This is a genomic window from Oleiphilus sp. HI0132 (assembly GCF_001635845.1).
The window spans coordinates 1-25,916 of sequence record NZ_LWGJ01001625.1; the positions used below are offsets into that span (position 1 = coordinate 1).

Here is a 25,916-nt window from a genome sequence, read left to right on the forward strand (position 1 = left end):
GATGAGTTTAGATCAATGTTCAGTTTTTTTGAACATCACCTTTTATTTAATTCAATTTATTTAATTCTTGTTCGCGCTTAATCTTATTCCTGTCGAAACACACAACACAAACTTAATCGAGGAATACAACATGGCGAACATGATCAACAAATCAATCCCTGAATTTACTGCTCAAGCTTTTCACAACGGCGAGTTTAAAGAAGTGACAACTGAAGATGTAAAGGGTAAGTGGGCAATCTTCCTTTTCTACCCAGCAGACTTCACGTTTGTTTGCCCAACTGAGCTTGAAGACATGGCGAAGCACTACGAAGAGCTTCAGAAGCTAGGTGTAGAAGTTTACTCAGTTTCGACTGACACGCACTTTACTCACAAAGCATGGCACGACACGAGTGAGGCGATTGGTACGATCAACTACCCAATGATCGGTGATCCAACAGGTGTCATTACTCGCGGCTTTGATGTAATGATCGAAGAAGAAGGTTTGGCACTACGTGGTACTTTCCTAGCCAACCCTGAAGGCATCATCAAGGTTGCTGAGCTTCACGACCTAGGTATCGGTCGCTCTGCAAAAGACATGGTTCGTAAGGTCAAAGCGGCTCAATACGTAGACCAACATGACGGCGAAGTATGCCCAGCAGCGTGGGAACAAGGTGAAGAAACATTGACTCCAAGCCTGGATTTGGTTGGCAAGATCTAGTCTGCATTAAACGCTAAATAGCAGTATCTCAGGAGGTTCATATAAGAGCCTCCTGAATCTCCAAAGGTATTTAAAACGAGGATAAGAGAATGTTGACGAATGACATTTTGAACGCGCTTAAAGGCTATACCGCCAATATGCAGAATGATATCACCTTTGTTGTGCAAACAGGTGAGCATGACAAAAAAGCGGAGTTGATGGAATTTCTCAGCAGTTTCGCATCGGTTAGCGACAAGATTTCACTTGAAGAACGTGATATAAAATCAGTATTGCAAAGCCCGGTAAGTTTTTTGTTAGAACGTGATGGAGAAGATACGGGAATTCGGTTCTCCGGTATTCCTGGCGGTCACGAATTCAATTCGCTAGTGCTTGCGGTGCTTCACGCTTCGGGTACTGATATGAAGTTGGATGATTCAATAAAGTCGATCATAAGTGGTGTACAGGAAGCACTTAACTTCGAAGTCTTTGTAAGCTTGAGTTGTCACAATTGTCCTGAAGTGGTCCAGGCTTTGAATCAGTTTGCTTTGGTCAACGATAAGATTACCACTGAAACCATTGATGGCGGTGTCTATCCGGACTTGATCGAAGAGCGAAGTATTCAAGGTGTGCCTAGTGTTTACTTGAATGGTGAAGTATTCGCTAACGGTAAAATTGACCAGGCAGTCCTACTAGAGAAATTGATGGCTAAATACCCCGACATCACTCAGGCAGCAGAGCCTGCTGAAGCACTACCTGTTCAGGATGTTGTTGTGATTGGTGGTGGCCCGGCAGGTGCAGCATCAGCGGTGTATAGTGCTCGAAAAGGTTTGAAAGTAGCGATCATCGCAGATCGGATTGGTGGACAGGTGAAAGACACTATGGGGATCGAAAACCTGATCTCTGTGCCTAAAACAACCGGCCCGGAATTGTCTACGGCTTTGGAGCAGCATATTAAAGAATATGACGTGACCGTCAGAGAACACTTACGAGTCGCGAACATCGAGAAAGGCCAGGGGGGTGAAAACCATAAGATTGAACTCTCTTCGGGTGAAGTGATCGAAACCAAGACGGTGATTGTTGCGACCGGTGCAAAGTGGAGAGAGCTTGGCATTCCTGGCGAGAAGGAAAACATAGGTCAAGGTGTTGCTTACTGCCCGCACTGTGACGGACCGTTCTTTAAAGGTAAGGATGTTGCTGTTATTGGTGGCGGAAATTCAGGTGTTGAAGCGGCTTTGGATTTAGCTGGTATCGTAAAATCTGTCACAATCTACGAGTTTATGCCTGAATTAAAGGCTGACAAAGTCTTGGTTGAGCAAGCTAAAAAACGTGAGAATATTACTATTCTGCGTAATGTAGCGACCAAAGAAGTCTTGGCTGAAGGTGGCAAGGTTGTTGCCTTAGCATACGAAGATCGTGATAGTGGTGAAATTAAGCGCCAGGAATTATCAGGCATTTTCGTCCAAATAGGCTTGGTGCCCAATAGTGGCTTCCTGGAAGGCATTGTAGAAATGAACGCCTATGGCGAGGTAATTGTAGACGCCAAAGGTCAGACTGACGTACCAGGAATCTTTGCCTGCGGTGACGTGACGACCGTGCCTTATAAACAGATCGTGATCGCTATGGGGGAAGGTGCCAAAGCTTCTCTTGCAGCCTTTGACTACTTGCTAATGCAAGGCTAGCCTAAAAAAGCCAGTCCCAGGTATATTGAGCCAATTGGGGCTGGCTTTGTTTTACTAGCGGTAAATCTTCTCTAGACTTTACTTTCTGCTCTGTTATGTTTGTATCAGACCATGACATAGCCAAGCAGACCCTTAATGAAAATTATTGAGCCCAATCTCTGTAATTGTGAATCCTTAGTGGATTTGATCTATGCAGAAACCTCCAAGAATCTTGATGAGCGATTTGTTCGCGCGGTCGGCAAGTTATTAAATCCCGGTTATGTCCGTTTATGTCTTGGGGATTATAGACACAGCACTGAGCTTGTCGTGCTCGCCACTTATCAGCCAGTCTCTGGTGCTAAATCCGAATCAAAGGTTTCACTTAATACCAAGGCTCTAGCAGAGCCGGAAACGGTATTTCCGATACATTTGAGTACCGGGCAAGAAATTAGCATGTTGCTGGATATAGAGCCGAAAGTCAGTTTGATCAATCAAGTCGTTCAGCTCATCGCGGTTTATGTTAATCAACATGGCCATTTAAATCGATCTAATAAAGACCAGCTTACAGCTTTAAAAAATCGCCGCTCCTTTGATCTCGAATACACGCAATTAACCGATAATGCTAAGTCGAATGATGAGAATGTTATTGCTGTATTGGATATAGATCATTTTAAGTCAGTGAATGATCGCTTTGGGCATGTTATTGGCGATGAAACCTTAATTGCTGTTGCCAACTTGATGAAAGATTTTTTTGAGCGTGATGATTATCTTTATCGCTTTGGTGGTGAAGAATTTATTATTTTGTTGCAGGGTATGGGGCGCTCAGAGGCTGCGGATTTACTAGAAGATTTGCGCAGAGAAATTGCTGATCATCACTTCCCCCAAGTAGATCATATTACGGTTAGTATTGGTTTTGTCCTTCTGGCTCATAACTGCGATAGCGTCTTACTATTCGAAAGAGCCGACGCGGCGCTTTATCATGCCAAAGCGAGTGGGCGTAACTGTATCAAGAACTATAAAAACTTAGTCGACAAAGGTGAAATAGAGGCTATCGATAATCGCTCTGGTGATATTGAGTTGTTCTAGCCATTCATTCAAGTCTACATAGCATCTAGATTAACTCACGTCAACTCCCATATCCGGGGTGCCGGCCGGTAAGCCAGGCTTGCGTGAGGTGGTTGATGTTCAATTTTTTAGCATAGGTTTGACAACCTACCTTCAGGTAGGTAAGGTGTGTTTAATAATTGAACAAACTATTTTAGTGAAGTGGTTCCCTGATGAATACCAAGCAACGTATTGTCGAGTTTTCTGCTGATAAGCTTCGGGACCGTGGCTTTGATGGCTTCAGTTATTTAGATATATCCAGAGAACTGGGCATTACCAAGGCGAGTGTTCATCATCACTTCCCTAAGAAAGAAGATCTCGGTCTGGCCCTATGTGATTGGACGCATGACTGGCTTAGCCAAGGTCTTGCTTATTTCGACCAACGTGCAGCAAATCATTGGAATAAGCTGGAACGTTATTTAAGTGCCGCGATGAAGCACGCCTTATCTGAGCAGCGAGTATGCCCAATTAGTGCCTTCTATAATGACTTAAGCAAACTGCCAGACTCTATTAAGGTGCAGATAAAGAAGCTCGACGATATAGAGCTTGCTTGGGTCACGAAGGTCATTGATGAAGGTATAGAACAGGGTGAATTTGCTGAGCTTGAAGATACGCGAGCAATGGCTGCGCTATTTATTTTTAGCTGCAAAGGCGCGCTTTATTACGCTCGCCTACATGGCCAGGATTTGTTTCACCAAACAATGCAGCAATATGAGAATTTAATTCGCAAATAAAGGTTTGAGCACTTGTCCTTTGACAGCGTGTTGCAAGCCTTTTCTTTTGCTTAATAAGCCTACCTTCAGGTAGGTAGTTTGCAATAGTAATAGCTTTGAAAAGTTAAGATAGGAGATTTATATGAGTAATGTTAGCCCCTTATTTGAAACGCTGGACTTAGGTAAATTACAACTAAAAAATCGTATTGTGATGGCGCCGATGACTCGCACATTTTCACCGGGTAACGTCCCAAATGAACAAGTTGTCGCGTACTACGAGCGTCGTGCTGAAAATGATGTGGGCCTGATCATTACAGAGGGCACCCCAGTTGGTCATAAAGCTGCAAATGGTTATCCTAATGTCCCCTTCATGCATGGTGAGAAAGCATTAGCTGGCTGGAAAAAAGTAGTTGATGCGGTTCATGCGAAAGGTGGAAAGATCGCGCCTCAGCTGTGGCATGTAGGTTCAGTTCGTAAAGAGGGCGTAGAGCCTGATAAGTCTGTACCGGGCTATAGCCCTTCTGGTTTGTTTAAGCCAGGCAAAGAAAATGGCGTAGCGATGACGCAGGAAGATATTGCTGAGGTTATTGAAGCTTTCGCACAGGCTGCTGAAGATGCAAAAAGTATTGGCTTTGATGCTGTGGAAATACATGGCGCGCACGGCTACCTAGTTGACCAGTTCTTCTGGGAAGGAACAAACCAGCGTACTGATGAATATGGTGGTGATATGCTCAAGCGAACTCGCTTTGGGGTTGAGCTTATTCAGGCTGTCAGAGCTCGGGTCGGAGAGGACTTTCCGATTATTTTACGTTTCTCTCAGTGGAAGCAACAAGACTATGAGGCACGGTTGGCCAACTCTCCAGAGGAACTGAAACAATTCCTACAGCCTTTATCTGAAGCCGGAGTCGATATTTTCCACTGCTCAACACGCCGATTCTGGGAAAATGAGTTCGATAACTCTGACTTGAATCTTGCTGGTTGGACTAAGGAGTTGACAGGTAAGCCGGTAATCACCGTTGGTAGCGTTGGTCTAGATAGTAGTTTTATCGATGAGAAGGGCTCGAGCTTGGGGATGTCTGACAAGGCGGGAGTGGCGTCTAGCCGAATTGCTGAATTGTCTGACAGAGTTGCCCAAGGTGAATTTGAGCTGGTCGCGGTTGGCCGTGCGCTACTTCAAGACCCTGAGTGGGTATTGAAAGTGAAAGAACAGCGTTTGGATGAATTGCAGGACTTTTCAAAAGCAGCATTGATGAAATTGATCTAAGTAGGCTTATAGAAAACGGCTGCTTGAGTAACAGAATATTTGAGCAGTCTCCGCTATTTTCGAATTAGTATAAGAAAATTAGGTTTACAATGTCTCTACTTTTGAAAGCTTAGCCGACTTTTTGGCTAGACTTGAGCTTGGTTTTATTGAGTTTCTTGGCTTTCGAGGGGACTGGAGTGATATTTACATCAACGTAGTTTCGTTGTAGCCACCATGGCAGCTCACTAAACTCCATATTACGGCGATCAGCTTTACGGCGGTTATTTTTATATTTTCGAGCTTGAGCAGTATCCTGCCTACGATCCTGGCCTCGCTTATCATTGAAAACATGGCTTTTTTCGGTTTTCATTGTATTCATGAAAGGCCTGAAGAGAACTCGTTGGAAAATGCTTACAATGTATGTTACCACTTTCCCACTGTGATTTGCGACGCCCTAGATCGATAAAAATGAAAGGAAGCTCAACTTATTGATCTTCCTCAAGTCCTTTCATCGTTTCTCTGTTTATTTAATCGACAAATAGATCGTTCATCAGTTTTTTATCTGGATCATCTGAGTAGCGATAGTGATCGAAATCATCCACGCCTCTCTTGCGAAGGATGTCTTCATCAATGATTACTTCACCACTGAGCTCACAATCTTGGGTGGTGAGTATTTCGTAGGCAGCATCGGCCATAATGGCGGGCTTACGACCTTTTTCAAGAGCCGACTTTCCGCCACCTTCAAATTCGATGGCAGCTGTAGAGATTAATGTTTGTGGCCATAGGGAGTTCACTGCAATTCCGTAGCGCTTGTATTCGGCTGCCATCCCAATAGTCAACATCGACATGCCATACTTGGTGACGGTATAAGGACCATAATGCTGGAACCATTTTGGGTCGAGGTTAACGGGTGGTGAGAGGCTCAGAATATGGCCGCATTCAGACTTCTTTAACCAAGGTAGCGCAGCCGTTGATAAGCTCAGTACGGCGCGAGTATTGATCTGATACATTAGGTCAAAACGCTTCAAAGGCAGCATTTCAGAGTTCATCAGTTTGATTGCGCCAGCATTATTAATAACCGCATCAATACCGCCAAATTTTTCAACACTTGCCTCAATGAGCGCCTTAACCTGCTCGTCTTCTCGGACATCCATTTGAAAGGCGAGTGCTTGTCCTCCAGCTTGTTCAACTTCTTCGGCAACGCTGAAAATTGTGCCGGGGAGTTTAGGGTGAGCTTCAGCTGATTTCGCTGCGATGACGATATTCGCACCATCGGCGGCAAACTTAAGTGCCATTTCTCGACCAATGCCGCGGCTTGCGCCGGTTATAATAATCGTTTTATTAACTAATGATCCCATCTTTATTCGGCCTTATCGGGTGTTACGTTGACAAGCAGCTGTCGCAATTTAACTTGATCACCTTGGGCAACATTCACAGCCTTGACGATTCCATTAACGTCAGACTTTAAAGGGTGCTCCATTTTCATGGCTTCGAGAATAACAAGCGTTTGTCCTTTCTCGACTTTCATACCCACTTCAGCTTGTACTTCAATAATTGCGCCATCCATGCTTGCCTTAATTTTCCCAGACCCTGAACCATCTTGAGCTTCGGCCGCTTGATGAGTGCAATCTTCAAAGCAGAAATACTCGCTCTCTAGGCGTATAAATATCTGTCCCCCGACCACTTTATAGCGACAGGTTTTGCGCACACCTTGCTCACTGTAGGTGAGTACGCCAGGCACATTACCCATTAATACGATGCGTGTTTCATTATCACCTTGTTTGATTAAATATTCGTTCTCGTTTTGCTCCAGGCTCAAGTCGAACTTGTCTTCACCGCTCTTTAACTGGTAAGGCCATGGAGCTTTGCCAGTATTGCTCCAACCAGATAATTCGTTGCCCCAAGGGGAAAGTTGGCTTGCCGTACGAGACGGGCTTTGTTCCAAGTAAGAGATCATGGCTGCGAGCGAAACAGCCAATGCTGAAGGCGTCTGTTTGCTGAGAGTTTTACTGTCAACGAAGTCGTCACCAATAAAGGCTGTGGTGGCTTCGCCATCGATGAACACCTGATGTCGTAGTACTTCGCATAGAAAGTTACTGTTAACGGTGCAGCCAAATAGGGTGCTTTCTTCAACAGCACGGATCAAACGACGTCTCGCTTCTTCACGGTTTGCGCCATAGGCAATAATCTTGGCTAACATTGGGTCATAGAAAGGCGAGACGGTTTGGCCGGTTATAATGCCATCATCGATACGTAAACCGTCACCTTGAGCTGGCTCCCAAAGGTGGACCGGGCCCGTTTGAGGTAAAAACTGATTTGCAGGGTCTTCAGCATAGAGGCGAACTTCCATGGCATGTCCATTAAGTTCGATTTGATCCTGAGTCTTGGGCAATACTTGACCTGACGCTACATTGAGCTGCCAGGCTACCAAGTCAGTACCGGTAATCAGCTCTGTCACCGGGTGCTCTACCTGTAAACGGGTATTCATTTCCAGGAAGTAGAAGTTCTTATCTGAGTCGACCAAGAATTCAACCGTCCCTGCACCGACGTAATTGCAAGCTTTGGCTGCTTGTACAGCCGCTTCACCCATGCGCTGGCGAAGTTCAGGGTCGACAAATGGCGAAGGCGCTTCTTCAACCACTTTTTGGTGGCGACGCTGGATAGAGCAGTCGCGTTCACCAAAATAAACAGCATTACCGTACTTGTCGGCGAAGACTTGAATTTCAATATGACGAGGTTTGATCACGGCACGCTCAAGAATCAGCTCACCACTGCCAAAAGCATTCTCAGCTTCTGAACTAGCTGTTTTGATTTGTGCTTCCAGCTCGCTCTCTTCAAAAACCAGACGCATACCACGTCCACCACCACCGGCAGAGGCTTTTACCATAATAGGGAAGCCGATGGTTTGGGCTTCTTTTAGGAGTGTCTCAATGTCTTGATCAGCACCTTCATAACCAGGGATACAAGGCACACCGGCCTTGGTCATAGCGATCTTTGATAAACGTTTGCTACCCATAAGCTCGATTGCTGCAGAAGGTGGGCCGATAAATTCAATATTGGCCTTTTCGCAAGCGTTGGCGAAGTCACAGTTTTCAGACAAGAAGCCATAGCCAGGGTGAATGGCGCCAGCGCCAGTTAGTTTAGCGGCCGCAAGGATTTTGTCTGCGACTAAATAGGATTCGCCTACTGGTGCTGCACCAATACATACCGCTTCGTCTGCGTTAAGAACATGTGGCGCACCCGCATCAGCTTCACTGTAAACCGCAACGGTTTTATAGCCGAGCGACTTAGCTGTACGCATCACACGAACGGCAATTTCTCCACGGTTTGCAACTAATACTTTTTCGAATGTCACTTGTTTAGACATCTTAATACTCTCTTTTTATCGTTATTCCCTCGAAGGCGGGAATCCATTGTTTTGATGATAACTGACTACTCTGCCCAGCTAGGCAATCTCTTCTGTACAAAGGCCATGGTGCCTTCCTGGCCTTCTTTACCTTGTACTGCTTGTGAGAAGGAATGGGCTGCAGAGTCTAATAACTCTTCCAATGGTTGTTTGCCGACTCCGAGTATCAGTTCTTTCGTGATACGGTTAGCATCTGGTGCACAGCGTTTAACTTGGCTAAGTACTGATTCTAGGGCTTCTTCAAGTGCTTCACTTGTTTCATGTGCCTCGTGAACAATGCCCAGCTCCTTAGCTTCCTGACCGTTAAAACAAGACCCTAATAAGGCTAGACGTCTCGCTTGGGTTAAGCCAATGCGTGTCACGACAAATGGAGCGATTTGAGCCGGTGGAATACCCAGGCCGGTTTCAGGTAAGCCAAATTTTGCGTCACTAGAGGTTAGGGCAACGTCGGAAATACAGGCAAGGCCAAAGCCTCCGCCCAGGACTGCCCCCTCTGTGACCACAATGAGTACCTGTGGAATCTGATTCGCATAAGTAATCATGCGTCCAAATTCGCGGTTCAGCTCGTAGAACGGGTCGTTTTGATCAGCAGTTTTAGAGCCTTCCGCCATACGGGCACCTGCCATATCTTTAATATCGCCGCCAGCGCAGAAGTGGCCTTCTGCGCCCCGTAATACTACTGCACGAATGTCTTCCTGTGTTTGAATACTTTCAAACACAGCCATTAACTCTTTAACCATTTTTAGGCTCATCGCATTGCGAGTTTTAGGGCGGTTGAGTGTGATATGCAGTTCATGGTCTCGCTGTTCAAGTAATAGTGTTTCGGTTTCTGGTAAAGTCATAGTTAGTGATCTCTTCGTCATTTAATAATTTACATAATAGATCCCGGCTAAAAAGAATGCCGGGATGACGAGGAAGGGTTTACTTCTTCTTGCCGGGTAAAATACCCATTAGCTTGCAGATAATGCCGAGCATGATTTCATCTGCACCGCCGCCAGTAGATACTAGGCGTACGTCACGCATGGCGCGAGATACTTCGTTGTCCCACATGTAACCCATGCCACCCCAATATTGTAAACAAGAATCGGTTACTTCTCGGCCCAAGCGGCCTGCTTTTAGCTTCGCCATAGAAGCAAGCTTGCTGACATCCTGCTTGTTGATATAACCTTCAACTGCCTGATAAGTCAGGGCTCGAAGGGCTTCGATTTCAGTTTGTAATTCTGCAAAGCGGAAGTGAATTACCTGATTATTAATCAGAGGCTGACCGAAGGTCTCTCGTTGCTTACAGTAATCGATAGTGCTGTTTACGCAGCGTTCCAGAGCTTTGATGATATTTGCCGCACCAAACATACGTTCTTCCTGGAATTGCATCATTTGCATCATGAAGCCCATTCCTTCGTTTCCGATACGGTAACGCTGCGGTACACGAACGTTGTCGAAGAATACTTGAGCTGTTTCAGAGGAGCGCATACCGAGCTTATCTAGTTTCGGTGCAACGGTAACGCCTGGTGTATTCATCGGTACAATGATCAGCGATTTATTGACGTGTACTTTGTCGTCAGAGGTATTCGCCAATAAGCATATAAAGTCAGCACTTGGCGAGTTAGTGATCCACATTTTTGTACCGTTGATGATGTAATCATCACCATCTTTTTTGGCAGTCGTTTTTAGGCCCGCGACATCTGACCCCGCACCAGGTTCAGAAACACCGATACAGCCAATCATGTCGCCGGTAATAGAAGGTGCTAAAAACTCTTTACGTAGGTCATCCGAGCCGAAGCGTGCTAGAGCAGGAGTGCACATATCTGTCTGTACCCCAATGGCTAGGGGTACGCCACCGCACTTAGCCAGCCCAAATTCTTCTGCAGCCACAATGCTATAGCTGTAATCGAGCCCCATGCCACCAAACTCAGTCGGTTTGCTAATACCTAAAAGGCCAAGCTCGCCAAGCTTTTTGAATACGTCTCGCATTGGAAATGTGCCAGCTTGCTCCCACTCTTCAACATGTGGGTTGATTTCATTTACGACGAAGTTCTTAACGGTACGACGGATTTCTTTGTGTTCTTGAGTAAATTGCATTGTTCTTGCTCTGTTCTTTAAATTATTTGTGAATATAGTCGGACTCAGCGTCATCGCCGCGCAAGCGGGGATCCATTGTCTAGTTTTATATTCAGTCTGTTCTTAGTATTCATCAACCTATGTGGCTTAGCTCTAAAACAATAGATTCCCGCCTACGCGGGAATGACCTGGTAGTTTTTGCTTTACATCTTATAGACGCGCTACGCCAAAAGAGCTGGGTCTTAGTTCACGCATATTGGCTTCCTCACAAATATCTAAGAGGAATGCCAACACCTTGCGCGTGTCGCGCGGATCGATTAATCCGTCATCCCATAGGCGAGCGGTGCCAAACAAGGCTGTTGAACCCTCGTCCAATTTATCTGCAGTCGCTTTCTCGATAACATCGAGCATGGCTGGATCAGCTTCTTTACCCATTTTTGCATGTTTTGCTTCTGTGACGATTCGCAATACCTTACCGGCCTGTGCGCCGCCCATAACGGCTGTTTTGCTGTTCGGCCAAGCGAAGATGAAGCGAGGGTCAAGACCTCGACCACACATGGCATAGTTACCCGCGCCATAGGAACCGCCAACGACGATAGTGAGCTTAGCTACAGTGGTATTTGCTACCGCTTGTAGCATTTTAGAACCATGCTTAATGACACCGTGTTGCTCTGAGTGCGTGCCAACCATAAAACCGGTGGTATTATGGAAGAACAATAAACTGGTGTTGGACTGTTCACATAGTTGGATGAACTGAGCCGCTTTGGCAGCGCCCTCGGGCGTGATCGGGCCATTGTTACCAATGATGCCGCAAGCATGACCTTGAATTTTCAAAAAGCCACAAACGGTTTGTTTGTCGAATTCTGGTTTGAAGTCAACAAAATCGGACGAGTCAGCAATACGGGCAATGATTTCGCGGACATCGTAGGGGTGCTTGCTGTCTGCTGGTACAACGCCAATTAGCTCTTCTGGGCTGAAAAGAGGTTCTTGCCACTCTTTAGATGGCTTAGCTGGAAGCTGCTCATTCCAAGGAACGCTCTTCATTAAGTCACGAATCATCCGAATGCCGTCGGCATCGTCTTCTGCGAGGAATTCAGCAGTACCGGCAACTTGCGCATGCATTTCTGCGCCGCCTAACTCTTCATCGCTTGCGATCTCTCCGGTAGCGGCTTTAAGTAGTGGAGGGCCAGCCAAGAACATTTTGGTTTTGTCTTTCACTACGACCGTGTAATCCGATAAGCCAGGCTGATAGGCGCCACCAGCCGTTGCGTTACCATGTACCACTGTGAATTGTGGAATACCTTGCGCTGACAAGCGTGCTTGATTTGCGAAGCCGCGAGCACCTTGCACAAATATGTCGGTTGCGTAGTTCAAGTTAGCGCCGCCGCTTTCTGCCAGTGTCACGATAGGCAGCTTATTCAGTTTGGCGATTTCCTGTAAACGTAGCGTCTTGTCTAGACCAGCAGGAGAAATCGTTCCGCCTTTGATGGCGCTGTTACTGGCGATGATCATGCTGCGAATGCCTGCAACATACCCAATGCCCGCGATAATGCCGCCACCGGCCATGGAACCATCTTTATCATCGTGCATCTTGTAGCCAGCGAGACTGCTCACTTCAAGGAAAGGAGCGCCACGATCCAACAGCATATTGATACGTTCACGCGGTAACAATTTACCGCGCTTTATGAACTTTTCCTTCGCTTGATTTTCTTTTTCTACGACTTTATTTTCAACGTTACGAAACTCGTTAATATAGCCTTGCATGGCTTCGGCATTTGCCTGGAACTCTTCAGACGAAGTTTCGATGCTTGTCTCTAATATACTCATTTAAGTATCCGTATTATTTTGATGCCATTCCCGAAATATTTAATCGGGTAGCATGTTTATTCATGCCCCGCTATCGTTATGGATTCCGGCTTAGACACTGCCGGAATGACGAGAGAGGGGGATTTATTCTTCTTCCTCTTGGAAAATTTTGGGAAGCTCTGCGCGATGGAAGCCATCATAAGACTCAGAGTTATTCGCTCTGGGTAGCGGTGCAACGCGGCCTCCTTGTGAGGCGGCACCATCAATACGAATACAGTCACCACTAATAAAATTTGCCCCTTCACTTAGCAAAAAGCAGATCACGGAGCTTATTTCCGCTTCGGTTCCCATACGTTTCAATGGAATAGCATCTTTTAAACCTAGAATCCAAGGCTTCATGGCTGGAGGATAAGTATCCATGCCGCTGGTGATCACCCAGCCCGGTGCGACAGCATTAACACGAACGCCTGACGCTGCCCATTCAACGGCAGCCGTTTGAGTGAAGTTCACCATGCCTGCGCGGGCTGCACCGGAGTGCCCCATGCCTGGCATACCACCCCACATATCAGCGACGATATTGACAATTGATCCGCCGTGCTTACTCATACTTTGCAGATACACTTCTTTAGCCATCAAGAAGCCGCCGGTTAGATTGGTGCGTACCACCGTTTCCCAACCTTTCTGGTTAATACCGGTAAGTGGGGCAGGGAACTGACCGCCTGCATTGTTCACTAAACCCGATATCACAGGGTGTTTCTTAACGATTTCATTAACCGTTTCTTTGACGATATCTTCTTCGCGAATATCGCAAGAAAAACCTTCAGCACTGCCACCATCTTCGATGATTTCAGCAACCACAGCATCCAGCTTTTCTTGCTTACGACCAATAATGATGACATGCGCGCCAAGCCCTGCTAGCTCATGAGCGGTACAACGGCCAATGCCGCTGCCGCCGCCCGTTACGATAAATACTTTGTCTTGGTATAGGTCATCTCTGAAGATTGATTGATAAGGGTGACTCATGATTTATCTTACCTACAGTTTATTGGCCAAGGCCTGAGGAACAGGGATGGCAGCTTGTAATAATTGTTGTGCGAAAGCTTTGCCTTGAGGGTCAATGCGCAAGCTAGCAACGCCACCTCCACCTAGGCTGTTTTCGAGTAAAAAGTTCACGGCATTGATGCCGGGAAGGTCCCAACGATTGACCTTGCCATGTTCTGGGTCAAGCGTATGTGACATGTATTCAGCAACGAAGTCTTCAGTTAAAGCTTCACGAATATAGGGCAGGTATTCCTCAGAGCGCGCGATGACACCGATATTGGAATGATTGCCCTTGTCGCCACTTCGAGCCCAAGCAAGTTTGATTAACGGAACGTAGCTATTACAGTTTTCGCTTAAAGTTGTTTTATTCTGAGTCGCTTCAGCTCCTACGAAAGACGTTTCGCTATCAATTGATACAGGAATGGACTCTTCACCGAGTTTGACGCTCACATCCAAGTCGGCTTTAGGCACAAGGCAGGAGAATAAACGGATCTTAGGCCATACCGTTGGCCGACCACCAACGATACCGGTGATGCCCGGCGCCATGCCTGTTGCAGCCTGTGCGATCTCTTTGGAAAATAAAACCAGAGACTTCTTATCAGGGCTAGCAACAGATATTTTTACCACGATCTCACGGCACTGGTCAGATGCGCCTTGTTCACCGTAAGTGGTTTCGGTGCCCAGTAACTCAATGCTTTTTTCCGAATAGGCCTTCAAGCCCTTAGCCTCGATCATATGGCTAGTCTTTTCAAGAATCGCTTCAGCCACGGCTTGGGCTTTCGCTTTTGCGTTGATTCCGGCTAACAAGAAGGTGACGGTGCACTTGAAACCGTCTCGCCAGGTTGCTGATACCTTGTATTGATCGCTCGGTGCTCGGCCTAGTGCGCCTGACACTTGGACGATATTGGCGCCGTCTTGCTTTAATCTGACTTGTGTAAAGTCGCAAGTAACGTCGGGTAATAGGTAAGCGTTAGGGTCACCGATCTCATAAACCAATTGCTCTGCAACGGTTGCTTCAGAAACTAAACCACCTGTATCTTTTGGCTTGGTGACAAAGAAGGAACTATCGTCCTTAATTTCAACAATAGGGAAGCCCATATCAGCAAAATCATCTTTAACGAGTTCCCAATCAGTGAAATTGCCACCGGTACAGTGGGCACCACATTCGATGATATGACCGGCCAAGCTGCCTTGTGCCAGTTTGTCGTAGTCATTCCAGGCCCAGCCAAACTCATGAACCATCGCACCCAGCACGACGGCACTATCGACAATACGACCTGTGACAACGATATCAGCATCAGAATCTAGCGCGACGGCTATACCGGGGGCTCCTAAATAGGCATTCATGCTGACAAACATAGGTGGCATATCTGCACCGGTAAACATTTCTTTAACGCCTTGCTTGGCATAGTGAGACTTTTTCGGTAGTACGTTGTCGCCATCGACCATGGCAATTTTCAACTCAAGGCCCGTGGATTCAGCTACCTTTTCAAGTGCAGCGACACAGGCTTGCGGGTTAACGCCGCCAGCGTTGCTGATGATTTTGATGCCCTTGGTTTTTATTGTTTTAAGTAAGGGACCCATAGCGGTTTCGACAAAGTCCGAGGCGTAGCCGGCATTGGGGTCTTTCATTTTTTGTCCGGCCATAATAGACATAGTGATCTCGGCTAAATAATCAAAGACAAGGTAATCAATATTACCTTTCTCAACTAGCTGAGCTGCTGCGGTTTCTGTATCGCCCCAAAATGCTGAGGCGCAGCCAATGCGTATGCTGCTTCTTGCCATGATGTTTACCTGTTTCACTAATTAAACGTCTGTTGTTCTAATCATTTGGAACGCTATCACCAAGTCAACTTTACCAAGCAAGCGCTTGGTTTGTAAACCCTGTATTTTGCGTTATGATGTTTATCTGAAATAATGCTCAAGCAAGCACTTGGTCAAATAGCCCGAACTTCCTTGTGTGTAGGCTATTCTGTCTTTTTGTAATAGGTGTAAAAAATTATGAATGGTAAAGAGTTAATAAAAGAAGGTCTGATGACAGATCCAAAAAGTGCTAAAGGCAGATTACTAATTGAGGCTGCTAGACTATTTCGAGTGAAAGGCTATGAACGCACGACAGTGAGAGACCTTGCGGCGGCCGTGGGTATTCAATCAGGCAGTATTTTTCACCATTTCAAAACCAAAGAAGAGATACTTAAAGCAGTGATGGAAGAGGTGATTATCTATAATACGCACCTGATGCGTACCAAACTCGCTGCAGCAAGTTCGGCCAAAGAAGAAGTTCTTGCATTAATTACTTGTGAGATCGAAGCCATCACGGGTGTTACCGGGGATGCGATGTCTGTTCTAGTCTATGAATGGCGTAGCCTAAACGAAGGAAACCAAAGAGATATTCTTAAGCTTAGAGATGAATATGAGCAGCTATGGTTAGGTGCTTTAGATAAAGCTAAAGCAGAGGGGCAGATTAAGGCGGATACTTTTATTTTACGTCGTTTCTTAACTGGAGCATTAAGCTGGACGACTACCTGGTATAAGCGGGATGGAGAAATATCAATTGAAGATTTGGCTGAACAAGCACTGCTCTTGGCGATTAAGTAAGTAGAGGTGTAAAGTATAGCGTTACTTATTGAGAGCTGGTTTATTCGGCCAACATTAATGGCCAGCTACCAATGTTTGCCGGAAGGTTGCTGCCTCTAATGCAGAGGCAGCAAATCATGCTTAAACTCTTCTACGAGTAAAGCCAAGGCCTGCTAGTCCAAGACCAAGCAAAGCAAGAGTACCTGGCTCGGCTACTGACACAGAGTCGGCAGTATCACCACTGATACCCCAAGCATTAAGAGTACCTGTGTCGCCAGCTAATCTATCGAAGATGGTAAGTTGCCATACAGTGCTGAGTGACTCGCCATCAAATGCTGAAAGCAATTCAGTGCCCTGGAAGGTTCCTGGGCCAAAAGGCGCTGCGACAGTGCTTATATGAGTTCCTGCTTCGTCATCAAAAGTGACTTGAGCTAGGTTATCACCTGAGCCACCATACTGGTCGAATAGCTGCACTTCGGTACCTGTAAAAGTGTTTGTGATAAAGATATCTAGGTCTTGCATCCAAGTGTGTTCAATATCAATGTAAACATTTAGGTCTGCGATGGTTCCAGAGGCGCCAACTGTATTAAAGATAAAGCTGTAGGTGTTACCTGCTGTTCCGTCTTGAGGGATTCTTTCTGGAACGTCTATCGCGTCATAGCTAAATGGTACAGCGAATGCTGCTGATGAGCCGCATAGCATTGTAGCGACTAATGCTGGTTTTAGTTTTTTCATGTGTAAACTCCCTTAGAATAATTTTAGTGCGTTCTTGCACTCACTGAAGTAAGCGGGAATTATGCCGTTATTTATATATTCTATTAATGCTTGGTTGTTATAGTTTGTGCTTATAGATCGTTGATCTTTATGTGTAAAAAAAACTGACATGAGATGTTTTGTTTTTGTGGCTGCTATGACCCAGAAAATATTGCATCGCTTCTTGCTAACACCGGAGAGACTAGCTAAATGGTTTGCATGAGGGGCTTCTATGCTAGGTGTTGCTTAGGTTATGCGAGTGCTTGTAAGGCATTGAGCGGTTTACCCTGTAGGTTTAAACTGTTAGTCCAATTTCCTTCTTCAATGATTCCATAGCTCTAACTACCTGAGCATTTTCTTCCTGTATCGTAATAAACTCATCATCGTTAGATGAATCTTTTACATGGCTATGAACAATAGCGTCTTTATTTACGGGCTTTTCTTGTAACGGCGCATCAAAAAAGAAGTCATCGATATAATCATTTAGTAAATCTTTTTTGGCGATAGGTTTCGTTGCTTCATTCGAACTTAGGCTTTCATTTTCTACTGAAAATAATACTTCAGGTTCGGGAAGCGTTTTTAGAAAAGACTTTGGCTTGGATGCCTTGCCTGGCGCGGCAACTGTTCTTGAGTGCTTAGTTTGCTGGACGGAATCAGGGGTACTGGTTGCTGCTAGAGAGTTGTGACTGTAAGCCTCTTTGTATAAAGATCTAATCTTTAGAAACTTGATGCCGATTAATAATACAACTAGCGCTTCAAGGGTATGGATAATGGTGATAATCACAGTCAGCTCACTAAAGATAAAGTTTAGCCACGTCATTCGTTGTGGCAGAAAATGCTATGATTCTTACCTTAGTTCCTTTAAGAGCTCCCTTAAGAAATGCTTCCCTAGTAGCAGTATTTATAGCACTTATATTAACGTTATCTTTAACTGTCGTATAGTTTAATTTTGAGACCAGTTTGCCAAAAACAACTAGTGAACGCTATTGACAGCTTATCGCCGGGCTTGCGGTTCAATATAGGTAGTGTTGTTGAGAGTTAATGCACTCATTGGGTGCCTGGGATATACTGCAAGCAGTTTAAGAATATTACTTACCTTCAATAAGAGGCCTTATGTCGGAACAAGAAAATACTTCACAAATGCTGGTCGATATAAGTGGTGATCTACTCTATTCAGCGGGCAGTGCGAGTGAATTACAGTCACGTCTAGATATGCTTGTTGTTGCCTGGAATATGTCCTTGCTTTCTCGCGCTGATAGAGCGCTGAAAATGAAGCGTTTTATACGTAAACAGAAAGGCGCAGCCCCAAGTAAGGATGCATTAAAAAGCTTAGAGGGCGAGATAAAAAAGATTGTTAAGCGCAAGCTGGATTTGTATCCAGGCCTAGACACCGAGTTAGTGAGAGCCGAGGCGCTTATTCAGTCCCAGGATAGTTTTGAAATTAAAGTCTACTTCAAAGACAAGGAAGAAGAAGCGAAGCAAGAACAAGCAAAATATACGATTACTCGCTTAAATGAAGAAATGGCAACTCGAGAGCTCAGCGACCTAAGTAAGCTAGGAATCAAGTAAATATTTTAATGCCCAGTTGGAAGCAACCACATGCCCTGCTCAGGTTTAAGTGGGCTTCCTTTTTGCATTAGTTTGAAAGGTAGAGACTTGCTCCGCCCCTTGTCATTTTTACGTATAACAAAATGTAGGTGTGGGCCTGTGGAGTAACCCGTGTTCCCTGAGAGCGCCAAGATTTGACCTGCCTTAACTTTATCCCCAGCTTTCACTCGTATACTGCCCAAGAGTAAATGTGCATACACCGCATAAGTTCCATCATCGTGAAGAACTCTTACGACATTCGCTTTATCAATAAAAAAAGGGCTTGAAACGCCAGCTGAGGCATAGTCATCTTTTGTCGAAATAACGACTCCACCGCGCGCTGCGCTAATCTGGGTTCCTACTGTCATACCAATATCGATTGCATATAGGCTTGGTTGCGAATTGTGGCTAAAGCGGCCCTTGAAGCTTTGCGTGACTTTCATTGGTTTAAAGTTTTTGAATGGTGGTAAGTAGTGGCTTTGTGTATGACGACTGTCAGGGGAGCCGATCACATAGAAGAAACGATGTTCGCCAGAAAAAATGCGGGTTTGGCTTTGATATACTGCTTCTTGTGAATTTTCTGGAATAAGCTTGCTTAGTTTATGCGTGCCAACACTTAAGAATATTTGAATTGGTGCAAAATAGGGGGTGTGAACAATAAAGTCAGTTCCATTGTCACTGTGTGAAAGCACGAGATGAGGTTTAAGTGTTTTCTTAGTTTTGCTTTGGTAATTGATACTCTCAACTTTTGTTTGTTTGGAAGCAGGTTTTTTATCGCTATAGTGCCACTTACCATCACTACCTTGATATTTGTATATTTGGGCGTATACGTTTTGAGCCGAGAACGCAAAGATCAATGCTAGCGTCAGCGCAACGAAGCTTATCTTTAGCATCGTTTTTCTATCTCTTTTGCCAGTTTCTGGGCCCGTTCTTTACGCTCTTTTTCAGAGACTTTGACAGCTTGATTATTGTCATCGAGAAAAACAACACGACCTACAATCGTCTGTAAATAAGATCGTGCCCAATTACACCAATCGTCCTTTGTAGGTTGATCCTTTCGTTTACTCTGCCATTGTTCGAGTTTTTGCTGGCGTAATGCGTCCAGATCTTCTGCCTGGCGTTGAAGCTGCTCGGGTGAGCTGAGTTCACTGGTTATATTCATTTTGCTTGTGTCGATCTCGACTTCTTTTGCAGCAGAAGGCGCTCGAGCGTGATCACTGAAATGAACTTGCCCATTGGCGTCAGTCCAGCGAAAAACCTCAGCACTCACATTTGGTAACACCAGTACACAGAGCGTGATAAAAAATAGTAGTTTGGTCTGCACTTAAATACTCCCTTGTCTAGTATGCTTTTTTCATACTAACTTTTATAGTCCCTGATAAGGGAGCTATTCTAACAAAAGTAGCGGTTTATGCTAAAGGAATTGATAAGCGATTTAGGCCGAAGGTACTTGTGTTAGCTAGAGTGAATACTTCTCATTATAGAAATGCTTGAGCTACAGAGGTCTACAGGTTATGTTGTTTCATTAGGATAAAAATGCCGGAGAGATACATGATAAAAGGAACTTGTCTTTGCGAAGAGGTGCAGTATCAATATGATGCTGATATCCAAGAGGTTGCGATGTGCCACTGCCATCAGTGTAAAAAGGCTCAAGGAACGCCATTTGTTACTAACGCACCTATAGAGAGTCAATACTTCACCATTACGAGTGGCGCTGATCATTTGAAGACTTTCATGTCGAGCCCTAATAAAAAGCGCGTATTCTGTAGCAACTGCGGAAGTCCTTTATATAGTCAAAGAACCGATATGCCCGAAACAATAAGACTAAGGCTTGGAACTATCACTGAAGGGGAGTTCCCTGGGCCGCAATATGAGATCTTCTGTGAGTCCAAGTCAGAGTGGTTTGACGCCAAAGCCGAGCGTCCACGCTATGAGCAGCACAAAGTCTAAATGTTGGGAGCTTCGTATATATGGGAAAGTACTTTGTTATATATCCACTAAACTTCTAGCGATAGAATTTGTCACAATAATATAGCCGCGAATTACATCAGTGGCTCGGTCTGCTTATCCAGGGAAATAAACTATGAGGCATGTGAAAGTTGAGAGACGAGTGGCCGCACATTATTTGCTAGCAGCCATTGCTTTTATGCTATATGGCGGCCAAGTCTGCCCCTTATTGGAATCGATAACGGCAACTACCCTGGTTTTCCCCATACTCGTTGCTCTAGCTATTCGTTTGTTTAGTATTTCCTGGATAGATCGCAAACCACTTGACCGTCAGGTGTCTTTCCAATTCTTTCTAGATCTGAGCTTATTTATAGGCGCCGGTATCGCTCTGAATATTCACAATTTAGTGTTTCATGGCGCCCCTTTAGATAGTTTATTAAAGGTTGTGATGGGCACCTTAATACTCGGCGCGTTTGTGGCGCTGGATTTATCTTTAGGTAGAGAGAAAGATATTGCTCAATATCTCATTAAGCAGTCGATGGCATTGCAGTTAAGGGAGAACTTTCTTTCCTTTGGTAAGAAGTTCTCGGCGGCGGCAATTGTATTGGTATTCAGTATCTCGACGGTATTCTTTTTGGTTATTAATAAAGACCTAAGTTGGTTGGTCGATAGTAGCCGTTATTTGGATATAAATGATGCGCGCATTAGCATTCTCAAAGAGGTAGCCTTCGTCGCTGCTGTCCTCTTGGTATATAGTATTCGGATCATATATTCCTATGTGACAAACTTGAATATGTACCTTTATTACCAGAATCATACCTTGTTTGAGGTGATGAATGGTGACCTGGAACAGCGAGTGCCGGTAGTCAGTCATGATGAGTTTGGGCGTATGGCTGAGGGTACCAATGCGATGATTGCCAGTTTGCAGCAGCATAGGGACGAACTTCAATTGACTCGAGATGTGTCTGTGCTAGCGCTAGCTTCGCTTGCAGAAACCCGGGACAATGAAACCGGTGGCCATATTCTGAGAACTCAGCATTACGTCCGTGTGCTAGCGGAACATTTGAGTGCACATCCCGACTTCAAAGACTATCTGGATGCTGAGACGGTGGATCTTTTATATAAGTCGGCACCTTTGCATGATGTGGGTAAAGTAGGTATTCCAGATAGTATCTTGCTCAAGCCAGGCAAGCTAACAGATGAAGAGTTCATGATCATGAAAACGCATGCGCAATTGGGGGCAGACTCTTTAGCGGTTGCCGAAGCCCGCTTGGGAAGCAATTCTTTCTTGCGTTATGCACGAGAGATTGCCGCCTCTCATCATGAAAAATGGGATGGTAGCGGATATCCTCAAGGCTTAAAGGGTGATGCTATTCCACTGTCTGCGCGTTTAATGGCTTTGGCAGATGTCTACGATGCTTTGATTAGTAAACGTGTATACAAGCCAGCTTTTGATCATGACAAAGCTAAGTCAATTATCCTTGATGGTGAAGGGAGCCACTTCGACCCCAGAGTGGTGGCTGCTTTCATATCGTGTGAGGGCGAGTTTACGGAGATTGCAGCAGAATATAAGGATGACCATTAGCGATGATGTCTTTTACGGAAATTGAAGAAAGAGCCTATGCTCGTCACGGCGGGGCAATGCAAGTTAATGCCACGCTTAACTCCCCCTTATCCTCAGATGAAATTTTAGCGATATCTGATGACCGTTGGCTATCTGCCTTCTCAAAGATAGTCTTTCAGACAGGGTTTAACTGGAGTGTCATTGACAATAAATGGCCCGCCTTTGAAGAAGCCTTCGCTAACTTCAATTTGCGATATTGCGCGTCATTGTCTGATGAGGCGTTAGAAGAGAAAATGAAAGGCGGCAAGATTGTTAAGCATTGGGCAAAGGTTAGTTCAATTCGAGAAAATGCGATGTTCTTACTAGATCTTATAGAAGAGCACCGTTCTCTAGGTGAGTTTTTTGCATCCTGGAAAGCTGAAGATTTCACAGATAATATTCAGTTGCTAAAAGCGCGTGGAAATCGTTTGGGTGGACGGGTTGGTCAGATAGCTCTACGGCGACTAGGTGTAGATACCTTGGTTCTTTCAGCTGATGTTGTTGGAGCTCTAGCGCAAGCTGGTAGCATTAACAAGATGCCGAATTCAAAGAAAGCTTGGGCTTTGTTACAAGAAACGATTGATCAATGGCAGGCAGAAACAGCTTATTCCCTGAATAAAATTAGCCAGCTTTTAGGTTTGTCATACGGTGATATTTATGAGCGTTAAGCCTTCCTTTACTATTGAACTATCGGCTTAGTATTGCGTAGACTAGGCCAATAAAGCAGTGAAGTAGATCAACGAAGCTAGATGATAAGAACAAAAAAGGCTAAACATGGCATCCTCACCCTCTCCAAGCATCAGTATTAGTACAATTTCTGATGTCTATCATGTCTTACTTGATAGGGGAATGTCAGAGCAAGAGTTAGCGCAGCAATCAGGTATTAGTCGGAAAGATATTGAAAACCTTGATGCTCGTATTCCTATTTCTAAATTAAACAAGATTTGGGATATCGCCAAGGATTATACTCAGCAGGCTGAAATTGGTCTTTATGTAGGTGAAGAAATTGACCCGGCTCGCTTCAGTGTTGTCGCTCAGGCATCCTTTCAGTGTGAGACGCTTCGTGATGTGCTCCAGGTGTATGCGCGCTTTTTCAGTATTGTGAATGAGGCCGCTTGTCTAACCCTTAAAGAAGGCGATGAGTGGGCAACCCTAGAATTTAAAAGCTTGTCACCTGACTGTTATTGCATTTCCGAAATGGAGCGTATGGTGGTAACGGCCCTGGCACGATGTGATTATTTAACAGGTCGGAGAATCAAGGTTCAGTGCTTTAACTTTCAGCATGCCCAGCCTGAATATATAGCTAAGTATCAGGAAGTCTGTAAGGGCGAGCTTAAGTTCTCTCAAGAGCAGACTGGTATTGTGTTTAAGAAATCGGCGCTTGATTTGAAAGTGAAGCATGGCAACCCTTATTTGCTTAGTGTTTTAACCTCTTATGCTGAAAAGCTGCTTCGCAAGGTTGCTTCAAGCTCTGATATCAAAGATAAAGTCAGGCGTTTTATTCGGCGTCACTTGGCCGAAGATGCAGAACTGGACGTTGAGCGTGCTGCAAAGGCTCTCAATATGAGCCGTCATACGCTTTATCGAAAACTGAAAAAAGAGCAGGTATCCTTTCAGTCTTTGGTTGAGGAAGTTCGGCAGCGAGAAGCTGAGCGTTATTTGAAGGAAAACAAGGTTTCTATTAGTGAAGTTGCATTTTTGTTAGGGTTTTCTGAATTGAGTGCTTTTAGCCGGGCCTTTAAACGATGGACGGGCGAGTCTCCTGCAAAGTTTCGAGCAAAGAGTTTCAATGGGGTCAGACTCGATTGAAAATCAATCGAGTCTGACCCCATTGAAACTAAAATAGAGGGTTAACTGATGAAGTTATATGGCAAGGGTACATCACGTTCTTTTCGTTGTGTTTGGGCGGCTGAAGAGGCTGGTCTTGATTACGAATATATCTCGGTAGAATTTGGCAGCGCGGGCGAGAAAGGCACGAACAGTGAAGATTATCGTTCCATGAATGTTCAAGGTAAGGTGCCGACGCTTGCTGACGGTTCTGTTTCTGGTGGCCCCTTGGTATTAACTGAAAGTGCTGCGATTGTTAATTATCTTGGCGCTGTATCTGATAAGAACTTATGTCCACCTGCTTCGGATCCGGTACTTCGTGGTCATTATGACCAACTGATGTTCTTTATCTTGTCCGACTTGGAGCAGCCTTTGTGGACCAACGGCAAGCATCGTTTTGCCATTCCTAAAGAACACCGTGTCGCTGATGTACTGCCGACTACTTTTTGGGAGTTCGAAAAGGCACAAAAGGCACTGACGAAGCTGATCGGTGAGTCTCCGACTTTTGCCTTAGGCGATGCTTTTAGCATGGTTGATATTGCTTTAGCGCATACCCTAGCTTGGGCGGAAAGCTTTAAGTTTGAGTTATTGCCCGGTATGAAAGCCTATAAAGATGCCTTGTATGAGCGCGAAGCATGTCAGCAGGCACTTGTTAAAGTGAGTGCTGAATGATGTGCTTTAAATTGAGATATCAGCTATTAGCTTTAAGCTTGCTTGCGCTGAGTTCTTTTAGTTCTGCAGAGCTAAAAGAACTGGATGACCAATCACTAGAAGAACAAAAAGGCCAGGCCGGGATTACCATCGATATTGAGTACAAGTTGTCGATAGGTCAAATTCTCTACAAGTTTGGTGACTCAGGTAATGGCAAATCGCGTAAGCAGCAAGATTATAATATACCCGAGCCTCCTAGAATCGTGTATGTTTTGTCTGATGATAAATGACGTAAGTATGAACTGCAGAACTTTCACTCTTCTTTCTTTAGTTACTTCACTAGCTCATCAAAGCTGCTGATCAAGGCCTCCGGCTGATAACTGGAAAGATCTTCTCCTTGGTGGTAGCCATATTCAACACAGATAACAGCTACGCCAGCCGCTTTAGCGGCCTTAATATCACTCAGCGAGTCGCCCACCATGATTGACTCGCTGACATGACACCCCAAAGTATTCATGCAGTGCAGAAGCGGAGCCGGGTGAGGCTTTTTCTCTGGTAAAGAGTCACCACAAAGTATCAAGTCAAATTCAGGTAAGTCATGAGCCTTTAGGAGTGCCGGAGTGAATTGCTCTGGTTTGTTCGTAATTACTGCCAGGTAAGGGTAGTGCTCTCTTAGTTGTTTTAAGGTCTTACTGACGTGTGGGTAAAGTTTACTTTGTCGGCCACTGACGTCTTGGTAGTGATCTAAAAAGCTTTGATAGGCTTGTTGGAATAGCTCTCCATCTACTTTCTTGGGTATCATCTTATTGCTTAGAGCCCGCTTTACCAACATTGCAGCACCGTTGCCCACCCAGTGTCGAACCTTATCTTGTCCTGCTTTCTCTCGTTGTAGGTCGACCAGCATACAGTCGACAGCAAAGGCTAAGTCGGGTACCGAATCAATGAGGGTGCCATCCAGATCAAACATTATGAGCCGAGCCTGTTTGCTACAAACCTTTTCAATAAGTGTCACATGTAATCCTATTACTGTTAGTTTTCAGAATATTTTCTGATGATCTTATCGATTATTCTACATGGCAGCTCGAATCCTGTCGTGTCTTTGCATGCTATTGGGATTAAGGAGCAAATTTAATTGTTAAAGGAAGCTTTAGTGGTGTTTAAAAACAGGCTATTTGAATATGAGTTCAATATATTTTACTTTTTGTGACTATTGGTCATAAAATTTTCTTCCCTTCTAGTGTATGCTATCGATATTAACTCAAGGCC

26 protein-coding genes are annotated in these 25,916 nt (G+C 45.0%); 13 read left to right on the forward strand and 13 right to left on the reverse strand.

What is annotated here, in order from left to right:
- The first annotated feature begins 139 nt into the window (after nt 1-139).
- The 5 genes from ahpC (at nt 140) to A3766_RS24990 (ending at nt 5,415) form a co-directional block, all read left to right on the forward strand.
- A complete protein-coding gene (gene ahpC / locus A3766_RS24970; RefSeq protein ID WP_368664618.1) occupies nt 140-697 on the forward strand; it encodes an alkyl hydroperoxide reductase subunit C in 558 nt (185 codons plus the stop codon).
- An 89-nt stretch (nt 698-786) separates the two neighbouring features.
- Nucleotides 787-2,355: an alkyl hydroperoxide reductase subunit F gene (ahpF, locus tag A3766_RS24975; RefSeq protein ID WP_068510428.1), complete on the forward strand. Its 1,569-nt coding sequence runs from the start codon at nt 787-789 to the stop codon at nt 2,353-2,355.
- 135 nt (nt 2,356-2,490) lie between these two features.
- On the forward strand, nt 2,491-3,420 hold the full coding sequence (locus A3766_RS24980; protein WP_068510429.1) for a GGDEF domain-containing protein: 930 nt from the start codon (nt 2,491-2,493) through the stop codon (nt 3,418-3,420).
- 191 nt (nt 3,421-3,611) lie between these two features.
- Nucleotides 3,612-4,172, forward strand: a complete 561-nt coding sequence (locus A3766_RS24985; protein ID WP_068509249.1) for a TetR/AcrR family transcriptional regulator — start codon at nt 3,612-3,614, stop codon at nt 4,170-4,172.
- Nucleotides 4,173-4,293: 121 nt separating this feature from the next.
- A complete protein-coding gene (locus A3766_RS24990; protein WP_068510430.1) occupies nt 4,294-5,415 on the forward strand; it encodes an NADH:flavin oxidoreductase in 1,122 nt (373 codons plus the stop codon).
- Nucleotides 5,416-5,524: 109 nt separating this feature from the next.
- Here A3766_RS24990 and A3766_RS24995 read toward each other — a convergent pair whose 3' ends face one another.
- The 8 genes from A3766_RS24995 to A3766_RS25030 form a co-directional block, all read right to left on the reverse strand.
- On the reverse strand, nt 5,525-5,764 hold the full coding sequence (locus tag A3766_RS24995; protein WP_156491574.1) for a hypothetical protein: 240 nt from the start codon (nt 5,762-5,764) through the stop codon (nt 5,525-5,527).
- A gap of 157 nt (nt 5,765-5,921) precedes the next feature.
- Nucleotides 5,922-6,752 (reverse strand): NAD(P)-dependent oxidoreductase, encoded by an 831-nt coding sequence (locus A3766_RS25000; RefSeq protein ID WP_068510432.1) that lies wholly within the window; start codon nt 6,750-6,752, stop codon nt 5,922-5,924.
- A 2-nt stretch (nt 6,753-6,754) separates the two neighbouring features.
- Nucleotides 6,755-8,761 carry an acetyl/propionyl/methylcrotonyl-CoA carboxylase subunit alpha gene (locus tag A3766_RS25005; protein WP_068510434.1) on the reverse strand — a complete coding sequence of 669 codons (2,007 nt, stop codon included), beginning with the start codon at nt 8,759-8,761 and terminating at the stop codon, nt 6,755-6,757.
- 65 nt (nt 8,762-8,826) lie between these two features.
- Nucleotides 8,827-9,642, reverse strand: a complete 816-nt coding sequence (locus A3766_RS25010; RefSeq protein WP_068510436.1) for an enoyl-CoA hydratase/isomerase family protein — start codon at nt 9,640-9,642, stop codon at nt 8,827-8,829.
- Between the two features lie 79 nt (nt 9,643-9,721).
- Entirely contained in the window at nt 9,722-10,879 is a 1,158-nt protein-coding gene (locus A3766_RS25015) for an acyl-CoA dehydrogenase family protein (protein ID WP_068510438.1), read from the reverse strand.
- 189 nt (nt 10,880-11,068) lie between these two features.
- Nucleotides 11,069-12,685: an acyl-CoA carboxylase subunit beta gene (locus A3766_RS25020; RefSeq protein WP_068510441.1), complete on the reverse strand. Its 1,617-nt coding sequence runs from the start codon at nt 12,683-12,685 to the stop codon at nt 11,069-11,071.
- Nucleotides 12,686-12,808: 123 nt separating this feature from the next.
- A complete protein-coding gene (locus tag A3766_RS25025; RefSeq protein ID WP_068508579.1) occupies nt 12,809-13,687 on the reverse strand; it encodes an SDR family oxidoreductase in 879 nt (292 codons plus the stop codon).
- 12 nt (nt 13,688-13,699) lie between these two features.
- Entirely contained in the window at nt 13,700-15,490 is a 1,791-nt protein-coding gene (locus A3766_RS25030) for an acyclic terpene utilization AtuA family protein (RefSeq protein ID WP_068510443.1), read from the reverse strand.
- Nucleotides 15,491-15,706: 216 nt separating this feature from the next.
- On the opposite strand from A3766_RS25030, the gene A3766_RS25035 reads away from it, so the two are divergent.
- Complete coding sequence (locus A3766_RS25035; RefSeq protein ID WP_068510446.1) at nt 15,707-16,303, forward strand: TetR/AcrR family transcriptional regulator; 597 nt, start codon at nt 15,707-15,709, stop codon at nt 16,301-16,303.
- Nucleotides 16,304-16,423: 120 nt separating this feature from the next.
- Here A3766_RS25035 and A3766_RS25040 read toward each other — a convergent pair whose 3' ends face one another.
- Nucleotides 16,424-17,017, reverse strand: coding sequence for a proprotein convertase P-domain-containing protein (locus A3766_RS25040; protein ID WP_068510448.1), 594 nt, complete (start codon nt 17,015-17,017; stop codon nt 16,424-16,426).
- 313 nt (nt 17,018-17,330) lie between these two features.
- Entirely contained in the window at nt 17,331-17,855 is a 525-nt protein-coding gene (locus A3766_RS25045; protein WP_068510450.1) for a hypothetical protein, read from the reverse strand.
- Nucleotides 17,856-18,148: 293 nt separating this feature from the next.
- On the opposite strand from A3766_RS25045, the gene A3766_RS25050 reads away from it, so the two are divergent.
- On the forward strand, nt 18,149-18,604 hold the full coding sequence (locus A3766_RS25050) for a hypothetical protein (protein ID WP_068510452.1): 456 nt from the start codon (nt 18,149-18,151) through the stop codon (nt 18,602-18,604).
- Nucleotides 18,605-18,609: 5 nt separating this feature from the next.
- Here the strand turns inward: A3766_RS25050 and A3766_RS32525 are convergent, their stop codons facing one another.
- Both A3766_RS32525 and A3766_RS25060 read right to left on the reverse strand, forming a co-directional pair.
- Nucleotides 18,610-19,515 (reverse strand): peptidoglycan DD-metalloendopeptidase family protein, encoded by a 906-nt coding sequence (locus A3766_RS32525; protein WP_068510453.1) that lies wholly within the window; start codon nt 19,513-19,515, stop codon nt 18,610-18,612.
- The gene (locus A3766_RS25060; protein ID WP_068510455.1) at nt 19,509-19,946 is read right to left on the reverse strand and encodes a DUF4124 domain-containing protein; all 438 of its coding nucleotides are present in this window, start codon (nt 19,944-19,946) and stop codon (nt 19,509-19,511) included. The genes A3766_RS32525 and A3766_RS25060 overlap by 7 nt, the downstream gene beginning before the upstream one ends.
- 227 nt (nt 19,947-20,173) lie before the next feature.
- Here A3766_RS25060 and A3766_RS25065 point away from each other — a divergent pair, with 227 nt between their 5' ends.
- The 6 genes from A3766_RS25065 (at nt 20,174) to A3766_RS25090 (ending at nt 24,940) form a co-directional block, all read left to right on the forward strand.
- A complete protein-coding gene (locus A3766_RS25065; RefSeq protein ID WP_068510490.1) occupies nt 20,174-20,572 on the forward strand; it encodes a GFA family protein in 399 nt (132 codons plus the stop codon).
- A gap of 133 nt (nt 20,573-20,705) precedes the next feature.
- Nucleotides 20,706-22,154: an HD domain-containing phosphohydrolase gene (locus tag A3766_RS25070; RefSeq protein WP_068510457.1), complete on the forward strand. Its 1,449-nt coding sequence runs from the start codon at nt 20,706-20,708 to the stop codon at nt 22,152-22,154.
- A gap of 2 nt (nt 22,155-22,156) precedes the next feature.
- Entirely contained in the window at nt 22,157-22,840 is a 684-nt protein-coding gene (locus tag A3766_RS25075) for a DNA-3-methyladenine glycosylase I (RefSeq protein WP_068510459.1), read from the forward strand.
- 106 nt (nt 22,841-22,946) lie between these two features.
- A complete protein-coding gene (locus A3766_RS25080; protein ID WP_068510461.1) occupies nt 22,947-23,981 on the forward strand; it encodes an AraC family transcriptional regulator in 1,035 nt (344 codons plus the stop codon).
- Nucleotides 23,982-24,029: 48 nt separating this feature from the next.
- Entirely contained in the window at nt 24,030-24,671 is a 642-nt protein-coding gene (locus A3766_RS25085; RefSeq protein WP_082865159.1) for a glutathione S-transferase family protein, read from the forward strand.
- The gene (locus A3766_RS25090) at nt 24,668-24,940 is read left to right on the forward strand and encodes a DUF6160 family protein (RefSeq protein ID WP_068553332.1); all 273 of its coding nucleotides are present in this window, start codon (nt 24,668-24,670) and stop codon (nt 24,938-24,940) included. The genes A3766_RS25085 and A3766_RS25090 overlap by 4 nt, the downstream gene beginning before the upstream one ends.
- Before the next feature lie 41 nt (nt 24,941-24,981).
- Here A3766_RS25090 and A3766_RS25095 read toward each other — a convergent pair whose 3' ends face one another.
- Nucleotides 24,982-25,662 (reverse strand): phosphoglycolate phosphatase, encoded by a 681-nt coding sequence (locus tag A3766_RS25095; RefSeq protein ID WP_231872087.1) that lies wholly within the window; start codon nt 25,660-25,662, stop codon nt 24,982-24,984.
- Between the last annotated feature and the right edge of the window lie 254 nt (nt 25,663-25,916).